The sequence below is a fragment of the Serratia sp. 25CWL12 genome, assembly GCF_055790885.1.
Genome location: NZ_CM147698.1, coordinates 106,437 through 119,186, shown reverse-complemented (window position 1 = coordinate 119,186; position 12,750 = coordinate 106,437). Strand labels below are relative to the sequence as shown.

11 protein-coding genes are annotated in these 12,750 nt (G+C 49.6%); 7 read left to right on the top strand and 4 right to left on the bottom strand.

Features of this window, described 5'->3' with window-relative positions; genetic code table 11:
* The first annotated feature begins 401 nt into the window (after window positions 1-401).
* The 4 genes from mnmL (at window position 402) to mtgA (ending at window position 5,343) form a co-directional block, all read left to right on the top strand.
* Window positions 402-1,328, top strand: a complete 927-nt coding sequence (gene mnmL / locus ACX9GV_RS00510) for a tRNA modification radical SAM protein MnmL/YtqA (protein WP_473196678.1) — start codon at window positions 402-404, stop codon at window positions 1,326-1,328.
* A gap of 157 nt (window positions 1,329-1,485) precedes the next feature.
* Complete coding sequence (gene arcB, locus ACX9GV_RS00505; protein WP_473196677.1) at window positions 1,486-3,825, top strand: aerobic respiration two-component sensor histidine kinase ArcB; 2,340 nt, start codon at window positions 1,486-1,488, stop codon at window positions 3,823-3,825.
* Window positions 3,826-4,155: 330 nt separating this feature from the next.
* Window positions 4,156-4,503 carry a hypothetical protein gene (locus tag ACX9GV_RS00500; RefSeq protein ID WP_473196676.1) on the top strand — a complete coding sequence of 116 codons (348 nt, stop codon included), beginning with the start codon at window positions 4,156-4,158 and terminating at the stop codon, window positions 4,501-4,503.
* Window positions 4,504-4,611: 108 nt separating this feature from the next.
* On the top strand, window positions 4,612-5,343 hold the full coding sequence (mtgA, locus tag ACX9GV_RS00495; protein WP_037384254.1) for a monofunctional biosynthetic peptidoglycan transglycosylase: 732 nt from the start codon (window positions 4,612-4,614) through the stop codon (window positions 5,341-5,343).
* A 125-nt stretch (window positions 5,344-5,468) separates the two neighbouring features.
* Here the strand turns inward: mtgA and pmbA are convergent, their stop codons facing one another.
* Window positions 5,469-6,809, bottom strand: coding sequence for a metalloprotease PmbA (gene pmbA, locus ACX9GV_RS00490; protein WP_473196675.1), 1,341 nt, complete (start codon window positions 6,807-6,809; stop codon window positions 5,469-5,471).
* A gap of 254 nt (window positions 6,810-7,063) precedes the next feature.
* Between pmbA and yjgA the strand changes: the two genes are divergently transcribed.
* Window positions 7,064-7,612 (top strand): ribosome biogenesis factor YjgA, encoded by a 549-nt coding sequence (yjgA, locus tag ACX9GV_RS00485; protein ID WP_473196674.1) that lies wholly within the window; start codon window positions 7,064-7,066, stop codon window positions 7,610-7,612.
* A 33-nt stretch (window positions 7,613-7,645) separates the two neighbouring features.
* Here yjgA and ACX9GV_RS00480 read toward each other — a convergent pair whose 3' ends face one another.
* Window positions 7,646-7,951 carry a barstar family protein gene (locus tag ACX9GV_RS00480; RefSeq protein WP_023490110.1) on the bottom strand — a complete coding sequence of 102 codons (306 nt, stop codon included), beginning with the start codon at window positions 7,949-7,951 and terminating at the stop codon, window positions 7,646-7,648.
* Window positions 7,952-7,955: 4 nt separating this feature from the next.
* On the bottom strand, window positions 7,956-8,408 hold the full coding sequence (locus ACX9GV_RS00475; protein ID WP_023490111.1) for a ribonuclease domain-containing protein: 453 nt from the start codon (window positions 8,406-8,408) through the stop codon (window positions 7,956-7,958).
* 541 nt (window positions 8,409-8,949) lie between these two features.
* On the opposite strand from ACX9GV_RS00475, the gene ACX9GV_RS00470 reads away from it, so the two are divergent.
* Both ACX9GV_RS00470 and ACX9GV_RS00465 read left to right on the top strand, forming a co-directional pair.
* Window positions 8,950-9,852 carry an acetamidase/formamidase family protein gene (locus ACX9GV_RS00470; RefSeq protein ID WP_473196673.1) on the top strand — a complete coding sequence of 301 codons (903 nt, stop codon included), beginning with the start codon at window positions 8,950-8,952 and terminating at the stop codon, window positions 9,850-9,852.
* Window positions 9,853-9,863: 11 nt separating this feature from the next.
* Window positions 9,864-11,207: an APC family permease gene (locus ACX9GV_RS00465; protein WP_023490113.1), complete on the top strand. Its 1,344-nt coding sequence runs from the start codon at window positions 9,864-9,866 to the stop codon at window positions 11,205-11,207.
* 96 nt (window positions 11,208-11,303) lie between these two features.
* On the opposite strand, the gene tldD is transcribed toward ACX9GV_RS00465, so the two are convergent.
* Window positions 11,304-12,749, bottom strand: coding sequence for a metalloprotease TldD (tldD, locus tag ACX9GV_RS00460; RefSeq protein WP_023490114.1), 1,446 nt, complete (start codon window positions 12,747-12,749; stop codon window positions 11,304-11,306).
* Window position 12,750 lies beyond the last annotated feature (1 nt).

The window sequence follows — 12,750 nt, the reverse complement described above, 5'->3', positions numbered from 1 at the left end:
CAGAGTGAAAAACGTGAGCGACATCACTATGTTTTTCCCATTACATCTCTTAAGCATGCTGATTAAAGCGTAATATTCAGATTATTACTCTTATAAAGGTATGGTAATTATTATTTGTAACTATTTTTCACTGTTATGCCATAAATAACTTAACCCAACGATGAGGATTAGCAAATTTCATTATCACGGCAATGACTTTATTTGCATTAATGATGAATAGTTATGTAATCCCCCGCCTTTAAAGAAAAGCGTTGATCTCTGTCATCGCAGGGAAAGCCGTTTCTGGTTATACCTAGGGGACTGACATGACAAGCAGAATACACCGGGCTTACCCGCCTCTCTGCAACTTAAATGACGACAGGCATCATCCCCCGCTTTAAACACAGAGAGACCTCAGAATTATGCAGTTGCCACAGTTAGTCAATATGTTTGGCAGCGATCTTCAACGCCGTTACGGTGAAAAGATCCATAAACTCACGCTGCATGGTGGATTTAGCTGCCCGAATCGTGATGGCACGCTAGGAAGGGGAGGCTGTACTTTCTGCAACGTGGCCTCGTTTGCCGACGAACAGATGCAACAGCAAACTATCGCCGCGCAGTTAGCCATTCAGGCGAAAAAGGTCAATCGGGCAAAATGCTATCTGGCCTATTTCCAGGCCTATACCAGCACCTATGCAGAAGTCGCACTGCTGGCCAACATGTATCAACAAGCGCTGATGCAGGCAGATATCATCGGTATCTGTGTCGGTACCCGGCCAGATTGTGTGCCCACAGCGGCGCTTGATCTACTGGCCAGTTATCGTGAACAGGGTTTTGAAGTATGGCTGGAGTTAGGGCTACAAACGGCACAGGATAAGACCCTCAAACGCATCAACCGTGGTCACGACTTCGCCAGTTATCAGCAGACCACACGCCTGGCACGCCAACGCGGTCTGAAAGTTTGCTGCCACCTGATTGTTGGTCTACCAGGGGAAACACACCAGCAACACCTGTCTACACTACAAGCGGTCATTGACTGCGGGGTTGAGGGTATCAAGCTGCACCCACTACATATTGTCACCGGTAGTATTATGGCACGAGCCTGGCAGGCCGGGCGTCTGCCCGAGTTGGCCCTGGAAGAGTATGCTTTCAGCGCCGGTGAAATGATCCGCCATACGCCTAAAGAGATTATTTACCACCGTATTTCCGCCAGTGCACGCCGCCCCACCTTACTGGCCCCGTTATGGTGCGAAAACCGCTGGAATGGTATGCAGGCGGTAGGGGGCTATCTCCTGAGCCAAGGTGGGCAGGGGTCAGCCCTGAGTGCAGAGCAGCGCTATCATCCCTAGGCTGACTGCCGGGTAGTAATTTGCAATCACTCCCACACTTCATTGTAAGGTTGCTTATTTCCACCCTATTTTGCGGTATGATTTATATCTGTCATCAATCATGATGTCGCGTTGTTGACTGCAACTGAAAACCACTGACCTCTGCTAGGAATAGCTCATGAAGCAAATCCGGATGTTAGCGCAGTATTATGTTGATTTAATGGTAAAACTAGGGCTGGTGCGCTTTTCGCTGTTACTGGCTTCCGCGCTGGTGATTCTGGCCATGGTGGTACAGATAGCGGTCACCATGCTGTTGAGTGGTCGGGTAGAAATGCACGATATTCTCCCTTCTATCCTGTTCGGTTTAGTCATCACCCCTTTGGCAGTCTATTTTCTTTCCGTGGTGGTGGAACAACTGGAAGAGTCGCGACAACGCTTGGCTCGGCTGGTGGATAAACTGGAAGAAATGCGCCACCGTGATCTCACCCTGAATCAACAGATGACAGAGAACATCACCCAACTCAATCAGGAAATTGTTGACCGTATCAAGGCAGAAGCAGAACGCCATCAGGTGATGGATAAACTGACCAAAGAGATGGAACAGCGTGAAATTGCCCAGGTGGAGTTCGAACAACAGTCCGTTCTATTGCGTTCCTTTCTCGATGCTTCACCAGATTTGGTTTACTACCGTAACGAAGATAGACAGTTCTCCGGCTGCAACCGGGCAATGGAACTGTTAACCGGCAAAAGTGAAAAACAATTGATTGGTCTTACCCCCTTTGAGGTGTACAGCAAAGAGGTCGCGGAAAAAATCATCGAAACCGATGAAAAAGTCTTCCACCACAATGTCTCTCTGACTTATGAACAATGGCTGGTCTATCCCGATGGGCGCAAAGCCTGTTTTGAACTACGTAAAGTGCCCTTTTATGACCGCGTCGGTAAACGCCACGGGTTGATGGGCTTTGGCCGCGATATCACCGAACGCAAGCGTTACCAAGACGCCTTAGAGAACGCCAGCCGGGAAAAGACCACCTTCATATCCACGATCAGCCATGAGCTGCGTACACCGCTGAACGGCATTGTCGGATTAAGCCGCATTCTGCTCGATACCGAATTGAACGACGAACAACTGAAATACCTGAAAACTATCCATGTCAGCGCTATTACCCTGGGTAATATTTTCAATGACGTCATCGAGATGGATAAACTCGAACGCAACAAAGTACAGCTTGATAATCAGCCCGTCGATTTTACCGGTTTTCTAGCGGATCTGGAGAATCTTTCCGGCCTATTAGCCCAGCCCAAAGGGCTGCAATTGGTGATGGAACCGCAACTGCCACTACCAGCCCAAGTCATGGCTGACGGCACGCGCTTGCGTCAGATCCTGTGGAATCTGATCGGCAATGCGGTGAAATTCACGCAGCAGGGGCAAATCGTGGTACGCATCAAGTATGAGGAGCAAAAACGGCTGGTGTTTGAAGTGGAAGACTCTGGCATGGGGATCCCGCTGGAAGAACAAGAGAAAATTTTCGCCATGTACTACCAGGTCAAAGACCAGCATGGTGGCCACCCAGCGACGGGAACCGGTATCGGTCTGGCGGTTTCTAAACGGCTGGCACAGAGTATGGGCGGGGATATTACGGTAAAAAGCGCACCGGGGCAGGGTTCCTGCTTTACCTTGACCATCGTCTCTCCAGCCATGGAACCGACAGAGGACCAGATAGAGGTTGAGGAAGAGCTACCACTGCCAGCACTGCATATCCTGTTGGTGGAAGATATTGAGCTGAACGTCACCGTTGCCTGCTCGGTGTTAGAAAAACTGGGAAACAGCGTAGAAGTCGCGATGAATGGTCATGATGCGCTGGCGATGTTTGACCCTGATGAATTTGATCTGGTATTGCTGGATATACAATTGCCGGATATGACTGGACTGGATATCGCACGCATATTACGCGAGCGTTATGCTCACCGCACCCTGCCCCCATTGATTGCCTTGACAGCTAACGTATTGAAAGACAAAAAAGAGTATCTTGCTGCAGGTATAGACGATGTGCTGAGCAAACCGTTATCAGTACCCGCCCTAACCGCGATGATTAAACATTATTGGGATCATCAACCGCTACATACCCTAAAGAAAACGGAGCAAGAACCGATGCAGATTAATGAGTCGTTTCTGGATACCACTATGTTGGAGCAATACATAGAGCTGGTTGGGCCTCAGTTGATTCATCAAAGCCTGGCCATGTTTGAACAGATGATGCCAGGTTATCTGGCGCTGCTGGATTCCAATATGACCGCACGCGACCAAAAAGGGATCGCTGAAGAGGGGCATAAAATCAAAGGTGCCGCCGGTTCGATAGGACTTAAACATTTGCAGCAATTGGCACAGCAGATCCAGACGCCAACCTTACCAGCTTGGTGGGATAACGTGCAGGATTGGGTCGATGAGTTGAAACAAGAATGGCGCAATGACGTAGCGATGTTACGTGCCTGGGTGGAGAGTGCTGAAAAAAAATGACCCCGACCGAAGCCGGGGTGCGCGAAGTATTGCGCCAACACCAGGGAAATCGACTACCTGTACATTGGTATTGCATGTTCTGTCGAACAGGTCTTAAATAACTCATGCACATCATACAGTGAACAACATAGCAAATGTAAGTGTTCTCGTTAGAAGATTCATTAAAAAATGTGATGTACTTATTATTTGTAAACACTAAGTCCACCTTGATAGGTCATCCTAACCGGGAGAGCCGCAATCAAGCGAGTGAGTATCGTGCTAAGTGGTTAGCTATTGATGATAGTGCCCAGATCCATAAAGTGTTCCTTACGTTAATCGCATAAGATGATATTGGTATACCAGTGGTTGCTTTTTATACAAAAAAGAGAGCAACAACCTATAATTAAACAGTTATCCAGCGATAAAATACCCGGGCAATGTGACGTTTTTTTTGCGGCGACATCGATTATCCGAAGAGAAATTTATCGCCTATCACAAACAGATGCTAATCAATTGGGTGGGGTAATCGCTCTTGGTGGATGCACTGGGGTAAAGAATTTGAGTGATTTTACTAATGATGGTGCTGAATATTTGGCTGATAAATATTTAGCCAAACTTACTCAACCAATGCATAAGATAGGTAAAACAATAGAACTTATCTGCTTTCCCTTTGTTTTATTGCCCAAAATTCACGTCTGACCATTGGAATCGTTCCCTCTCTTGATAACGTGATGGATAACCTGGGTAGGGAAAAGGTGATTTTCTCTGTCGATGATATCGAGACAAGTGAGTGTTGAATTTAACGAAATGAGAATACTTTCACGCAAAACCCTATTGCCTCGCCTGTGGTCTTGGGCAAAACGTGGTGCCATAACCCTCATGGGCTTATGGTTGGCAGGCATTATCCTGTTTGCTTTTCTGCCTGTACCATTTTCCGCCGTAATGGTGGAACGACAAGTCAGCGCCTGGCTCAGTGGTAATTTCCGTTATGTGGCCCATTCCGACTGGGTTGCACTGAATGATATTTCACCCAATATGGCCTTGGCCGTGATGGCTTCTGAAGATCAAAAGTTCCCTGACCACTGGGGATTCGATATTGATGCCATCGAAAAGGCGATCAGCCATAATGAAAAAAACCAGACGTCTATCCGTGGCGCCTCTACACTATCGCAACAAACAGCAAAGAACCTGTTCTTGTGGGATGGCCGTAGTTGGCTACGCAAGGGGCTGGAAGCTGGATTAACAACAGGTATTGAACTTGCCTGGGCCAAGCGCCGTATCTTAACCGTTTACCTGAATATCGCCGAATTCGGTGACGGAATTTTTGGTGTAGAAATGGCAGCACAACGCTTTTTCAACAAGCCCGCGATACGCCTAACCTCTTCCGAGGCGGCCTTGCTGGCAGCGGTGTTGCCTAACCCGCATCGTTTTAAAGTGAATGCCCCTTCTCGCTATGTGATTCAGCGACAACAATGGATTTTGCACCAAATGCAGCAACTCGGAGGAAAGAGCTTCCTCAAGGAAAATGAACTGAATTGACCGACGATTTCACCATAGGGGCGCTCTGGTGCGCCCCTATGATGCTAAATACTCGACAACTCAACTACTGATGTTTATTAGCAATGTTTATTACCGATGCCGGTACATTTTATTATCGTTGGGCATCACTGCCCGGCGATTTTCATTTCTGGCAACAGAACAGAACCACATTGAATATTGCTACGCGTTTCAATATCACTACCGATACTCACAATATTGCGTAACATATCCTTCAAATTACCGGCAATGGTGATCTCACTGACAGGATATTGGATCTCGCCGTTTTCAACCCAGAAACCGGCAGCACCACGGGAATAATCGCCGGTAATACCGCTGACCCCCTGCCCCATTAACTCAGTGACCACCAGCCCTGTCCCTAGCTGCTTAAGCATGCCAGCAAAATCATCCCCTTGCCCGGCTATGCGCCAATTGTGGATCCCTCCGGCATGACCAGTGCTACGCAACCCCAACTTACGTGCCGCATAGCTAGTCAGGAGCCAAGTCTGCAACACGCCCTCTTTGACAATATCACGGCGTTGAGTGCGAACACCTTCGCTATCAAAAGGCGTTGAAGCCAACCCTTTCAGCAAATGTGGGTGTTCTTCAATGGTCAGCCACGCAGGCAGGATCTGTTGGCCCAGCGAATCAAGCAGGAAGGTGGACTTACGGTAAACACTACTACCACTGATGGCACCCACCAAATGGCCAAACAGACCGGTTGCAACTTCAGAAGCGAACAATACTGGCGCTTTCATGGTCGCCAGCTTACGAGGTGCAAGACGGGCTAATGTACGACGTGCGCACTCCTGCCCCACCCACTCGGGGCTCGCCATATCTTCTATTGCGCGGCCAATGGTATAAGCGTAATCACGCTCCATATCACCTTCTTGCTCGGCAATCACACTACTGGAGAGCGAATGGCGGCTAGAGCAGTAACCTTGCAACATGCCATGACTGTTACCGAACACCTTGATCCCGTAATGGCTGTTGAAACTCCCGCCCTCGGTATTGGTAATCCGCTTGTCGGCGGCCAACGAAGCCTGTTCGGCACGAGCCGCCAGTTCAATACCTCGGTCAGCATCCAGTTCTGCGGGGTGAAAAAGATCGAGATCAGGGGCATCAAACGCCAGTAACTCTTTATCTGCCGGACCTGCGTTAGGATCTGACGAGGTATAACGCGCGATGTCCAACGCCGCCTGGACTGTGCGGGAAATAGCGTCTGGGCTGAGATCGGTAGACGAGGCACTGCCTTTACGGTTTTGACAATAAACCGTGATACCTAATGCGCCATCGCTGTTGAATTCAATGTTTTCCACCTCACCAAAACGGGTGCTGATGCTAATACCGGTGGTTTTGGTCACGGCAACTTCTGCTCCATCGGAACCGGCACGCGCCAACTCCAGAGCCTGTGAAACCGCTTGTTCCAGCGCCTTGCGCTGTTCTGCAACTTGAGTGACTACTTTCATCAGTCGGCCATCATTGATCAGAGAATCGTTGGAAAAAGTGCCGTAGCGGCATAATCTTACACCCAATAGCACGCTAAAATTATTTCAGGCTGCACATTTATGCTCAAATGATGCCAGATTGGAAGCTCAAATGATGCCAGATTGCAGTCTGAAATGAACTCGAATAGATGAGTTTGAGTCTAACAGGAACCGCACGAAATTTCGCATAAAGCCGACAACCTGTTAGGATTAGCCTCTTTTTAACGGAGCCTGCCATGAACAAACTGCCTAAAGACTGGCTCGACGATGTCCCGCAGAACGAAAACCAGGACGAAGACGAGATTATCTGGGTCAGTAAAAGCGAAATAAAACGTGACGCTGAAACACTAAAAGACTTGGGAAGCGAACTGGTCGAGTTGGGTAAAAATGCGCTGGAGCGTATCCCGCTGGATGAAGATCTGCGCGCAGCCATAGAATTGGCACAAAAGATCACCAGAGAAGGTCGACGCCGCCAGCTTCAACTGATCGGTAAAATGCTACGTGCGCGTGATGTCGAACCGATTAAAACCGCCCTCGATAAATTGAAGAACCGCCATAACCAGCAGGTTTCGCTGTTCCACAAGTTGGAAACGCTGAGGGATCGTCTGGTGGAAGAGGGTGACGATGCCATCCCCTCGGTGTTGGAGTTATATCCAGAAGCCGATCGTCAACAATTACGTGCACTGGTGCGTAATGCGCAAAAAGAGAAGGCTGCTAACAAGCCGCCGAAATCATTCCGCCAAATCTTTCAATACCTGCGCGATCTGGCTGAAGCGCAACAATAACTCACCCACCGCCTCACCAGGAATGAATGATGCTCATCCCTGGTGATGGGTTAGCGTATTGCTGACCTCTCGCATATTGAACCGCAGTTTACCCTCCAGCTCTTCCTCCGCTTCCTCAAGTAACAGAATAATGGCGCCAAAACGGCGTGTGCGGCGAGCATTAAGATTGAGAAATTCAATCTCCACCGGCAGATTAATACCGCCAGTCACCTCATCCCATAACGCATCAAGATTAGCACCAAATTCGCCATTTTTACCCAAGCCGAATTGTTCGGCAAAGCGGCGATAGAATGTTGGCAAGTCTGGTATCTGGTTAAAATCAAACTCTACTTTCCCCATTGGCTCACTCCACTCGAACGAAGTTTTTATAATGGTCATTGGTGGCAAAAATCAAGCCATCACTGGAATACAACAACCGATCACTCCCGCGGTGACCACATTGATAGTTAATATCCGCTTCGTACCATACTCGTTTGTTGGTAGTAGGTAACTGCCGTTCACGATTTGAAAAATAGTCACCGCCAATAGCCTTACCCGGTAATACAGAACAGAGATCGCCTTTGCGGGAATTCCAGCCTTGCTCCCGTGCCTGCTTTTTCGTGATGTAGTAGTCCGGCAGCCGCCGATGCTGCTGCAAATAGCTAACCACGCGTTTCTGCTCTGTCAGCTTATCGATGCTCTCTGCCGCTGCTGCCGGGGCAGAAACAGGAGCGATAACACGCCCTTCATTCTCATATAGCACACTGAAACCGGCGACAGCAGCAATAAGCATCGCTATTAGCGTACGTTTACTCATACATTCCCTGATTAATAGCAAAAAATAATGAATTAAGGATGACAGCCCAGTAACATTTGCTCTGCCATTGACGGCAGGCAGCACCAACAGATATCGCCATCAATCATGCCACTTTCTAACACACCTGACACCTTGTATCCTCAGGTTGATGCATGCTGCAGCGGATATCCCACTTGAATCCATCTGAGGATTAAATCTGTCACCTTTCTTTTTATCTCATCGCGATGAGCCCCCCTTTACCTTCAAATGGCTCTGATTCTCTATTAGAAACTTTAGGCTATTTTCATCCACTCGCCAAACGGTTATGCGATAAAAATAGCTTAACTCGAGCTAAAAATTCGTCGAGATAAACATTTAAAGCATATCCCACCAATTAAGTTGAGATGGCGATTCTGACCCCGATCTGGCCCCGGTTAGTGCCTCTTGCTTCCATCCCAACGGATATGATTTATTAATCCGTTCCGGCAAGGAAAGTGGCGTTGAAACGACACATTGAGATTCATGCCACCAACACAATATCAATACAATAATAGGAATCACCATGGAGAAGATCCCACGCACGCATGTGGTTTACGCCATGTCACGTGATAATGCCCCTGTCATCAGTATCGCCAGCGGCAGTGACGTTTGTTTTGAAACCTGTGACTGCTTTGAAGATCAGATTGCTTCTGAGCAGGCCACGTTTACCGAATTAGATTGGAGCCGAATCAACCCAGCCACTGGCCCAGTTTACGTACAAGATGCCGAGCCTGGCGATATATTGCGGGTCGAAATCAAACGTATTACCCCACGCAGCAACCAGGCGGTGATGGTCACGGCTCCCGGTCTGGGAGTGATTGGCGATCAACTCCAGCAACCGCAAATTCGTACCATCCCCTTGGAAGAGGGATACGCACTACTGCCAGGCGGTGTGCGCTGGCCATTAAAACCGATGATTGGCGTAATTGGTGTTGCCCCAGCAGGGGAAGCCGTACCTTGCGGAACACCTGATGCTCATGGCGGTAATATGGACTGCAAAATTATCACTGAAGGCTGCACACTTTGGCTACCGGTGAACGTTCCTGGTGCCCTGTTTGCCCTTGGTGATTTGCATGCCGCCATGGGCGATGGCGAAGTGTCAGTCTGTGGGCTGGAGATCCCAGGTGAAGTCGTGGTGAATTTGACCGTAGTAAAAGAGTGCGCCCTGCCCACCCCAATGATCAGTACCCAAGAAGCACTCTATACCGTGGCCTCGGCGAAAACTCTGGATGACGCGGCCAAATTGGCGACACACAATATGGCACACTTTGTCGCCGATCACAGTCAGCTTTCCCTCGCCGATGCCATCAATGTGCTGAGTATCACTGGCGACCTGCAAATCTGTCAGGTGGTTGATCCACTGAAAACTTGCCGCTTCGCGCTACCACGTAGCGTGGCAACCCAGTTAAACATCAGCCTGGACTAGGAGTCCGAAGCATGTCTGTAGAACAATTTGGCTATAAACAGGAATTGCACCGTACCCTGACACTTAAAGATCTGGTGATTTACGGCATGATCTTTATGGTGCCCATCGCCCCCTTTGGCGTCTTCGGCTATGTGTGGGATGGCTCAAACGGAATGGTGGCACTGGCTTATCTGATCGGTATGGTCGCGATGTTCTTCACCGCGATGAGCTACTGGTCAATGTCCCTTGCCTTTCCGGTTTCCGGTTCGGTTTATGCTTATGCGCAGCGTGGTATTCATGAAACCGCCGGTTTCTTTGCCGGTTGGCTAATCCTGCTGGATTACATTCTGGTCCCTTCACTACTGTATATCGTCAGCGCGGCGGCTCTGAGGCCGATTCTGCCTGATGTTCCGTCCTGGTTATGGATAGTGAGCTTTATCGTCATCAACAGTGCCGTCAACCTGGTAGGGATTAAATTCACTGCCCGGGCTAACCGCTACATTTTGGTCGCTGAGATTGTGATCCTGACCATCTTTGTGGTGATGGGGCTGATTGCACTCTATTCCGGCGAAGGGGCGGGTGGGCTGACGCTAAACCCACTCTATAATGCCGAAAAATTCAGCCTGCCGCTGGTTATGGGAGCGGTCTCCATTGCGGTGCTCTCCTTCCTAGGTTTTGATGGTATTTCGACATTATCTGAAGAGAGTAAAGGTGGCGCCGATGCTGTAGGCAAAGCCTCCCTGTATGCCTTGCTGCTGGTAGGGACACTATTTATCCTGCAAACCTGGATCGCGGCAGACTTGGCTGCAGGTAAAAGCTTCACCAATCTGGATACCGCGTTCTATGACACCGCCAATCTGGCGGGGGGAACCTGGCTAAAACAGGCCACTATCTGGGCAACAGCAATCTCTTGGGGGATCGCCAATGCGTTAGTGGCACAGGCGGCGATCTCACGCATTCTATTTGCCATGGGACGTGACCGTCAATTGCCGCAGATCCTGGCAAAAGTACACCCCCGGTTTAAAACCCCTTATGTCAGTACGCTGCTGGTTGCGGTGATCTCTCTCGCTTCCGGGATCTATTTTGATGGCAGGATCGATAACCTGAGTCGTCTGGTTAACTTCGGGGCTTTGATGGGCTTTATGCTGCTGCACCTATCAGTGATTAACCACTACATTATCCGTCAGAAATCCACTGCGTGGGTGAAGCACCTGTTGTTCCCGTTCGTTGGTCTGCTCATCATCGGCTTTGTGCTGTATGAAATGGATATGGAAGCGAAAATCCTCGGTCTGAAATGGCTGGGCTTGGGCATCGTCTACTACTTTGTGCTGCGGGTGGTTCTGAAGAGAAAAGCCGTGCTAAATTTGGAAGATTAACCCGCTATAACGATAAATTGCCGGGCAAAGCGGTAATACGTTTTTGAACGGTACTTGCATCGGGCCTCGACATGTCGTGTCGAGGCCCGGTGATTATTACGCAGTGCCACCAACGGTTAAAGAATCAAGCTTCAACGTCGGTTGCCCAACGCCAACCGGTATACTTTGCCCCTCTTTACCGCAAACACCCACGCCTTGATCCAGCGCCAAATCGTTACCTACCATCGAAATCTGTTGCATCGCCTCAATACCCGCACCAATCAGCGTAGCCCCTTTCACCGGGGTGGTAATGCGACCCTTTTCGATCAAATAAGCCTCTGACGTGGAGAACACAAACTTGCCAGAGGTAATATCCACCTGACCTCCACCAAAGTTTGGCGCATATAAGCCATAATCGACGCTGGCGATAATCTCTTCCGGTGTAGATTTCCCCGCCAACAGATAAGTATTGGTCATGCGCGGCATCGGTAAATGGGCATAAGACTCACGGCGACCATTACCAGTAGGGGCCACCCCCATCAAACGCGCATTGAGTTTGTCCTGCATATAACCTTTAAGAATACCGTTTTCGATCAACACATTGTACTGACCTGGCACCCCTTCATCATCAATAGACAACGACCCTCGACGCCCCTGAATCGTGCCGTCATCCACCACGGTACAGAGTTCAGAAGCCACCTGCTTGCCCATCTGCCCACTGAATACCGAAGTACCACGGCGGTTGAAATCACCTTCCAAACCATGCCCGACAGCTTCATGCAACAGCACGCCAGGCCAACCTGCCCCCAAGACCACCGGCATGGTACCAGCAGGCGCGGCCACGGCGGAGAGGTTGAGCAAGGCCATACGCACCGCTTCTTTGGCATAAGCGTCAACACGGATTTCACCCTCAACGCTTTGCAGAAAATAGTCATAACCAAAACGACCACCGCCGCCACTGGAGCCACGTTCGCGCTTGCCATCCTCTTCCACCAGCACACTAACGGAAAAGCGCACCAATGGCCGAACGTCCGCAGCCAAAGTGCCATCGGTTGCTGCCACCAGCACTTGTTCATAAACACCCGTAATACTGGCCGTAACTTCCTGCACCCGTTTATCTTGCGCGCGTGCCACTTTATCCACCCGATGCAGCAGGGCAATTTTCTCTTCACGCGGCAGGCTTTGTAGCGGATCAAGCAGTGGATACAGCGCCTGATGGCTGATTTCACCCAGGGTATGCACTTTGCCGTTGCCACCGTCACGCACAATGCTGCGTGCCGCCTGAACACTTTGGTTCAACGCATTCAACGTTAGCTGGTCGGCATAGGCAAAACCGGTCTTTTCACCGCTCACCGCACGCACACCAACACCTTGATCTATATGGTATGAGCCCTCTTTGATAATGCCATCTTCAATTCCCCAAGCTTCATGATAGCTGGATTGGAAATAGAGGTCGGCGTAATCAAGGCGGCGTTCAGCCAGTTGCCCCAATGCGGAGAAAAGGTCTTGATGACTCAGCTTATTCACAGCGAGTAACTGCTCACTGACAAACGTCAGGCTCATA

Coding starts and splice junctions, on each gene's coding strand:
- mnmL (WP_473196678.1), top strand. CDS start 402: ATGCAGTTGCCACAGTTAGTCAATATGTTTGGCAGCGATCTTCAACGC.
- arcB (WP_473196677.1), top strand. CDS start 1,486: ATGAAGCAAATCCGGATGTTAGCGCAGTATTATGTTGATTTAATGGTA.
- mtgA (WP_037384254.1), top strand. CDS start 4,612: ATGAGAATACTTTCACGCAAAACCCTATTGCCTCGCCTGTGGTCTTGG.
- pmbA (WP_473196675.1), bottom strand. CDS start 6,809: ATGAAAGTAGTCACTCAAGTTGCAGAACAGCGCAAGGCGCTGGAACAA.
- yjgA (WP_473196674.1), top strand. CDS start 7,064: ATGAACAAACTGCCTAAAGACTGGCTCGACGATGTCCCGCAGAACGAA.
- ACX9GV_RS00480 (WP_023490110.1), bottom strand. CDS start 7,951: ATGGGGAAAGTAGAGTTTGATTTTAACCAGATACCAGACTTGCCAACA.
- ACX9GV_RS00475 (WP_023490111.1), bottom strand. CDS start 8,408: ATGAGTAAACGTACGCTAATAGCGATGCTTATTGCTGCTGTCGCCGGT.
- ACX9GV_RS00470 (WP_473196673.1), top strand. CDS start 8,950: ATGGAGAAGATCCCACGCACGCATGTGGTTTACGCCATGTCACGTGAT.
- ACX9GV_RS00465 (WP_023490113.1), top strand. CDS start 9,864: ATGTCTGTAGAACAATTTGGCTATAAACAGGAATTGCACCGTACCCTG.
- tldD (WP_023490114.1), bottom strand. CDS start 12,749: ATGAGCCTGACGTTTGTCAGTGAGCAGTTACTCGCTGTGAATAAGCTG.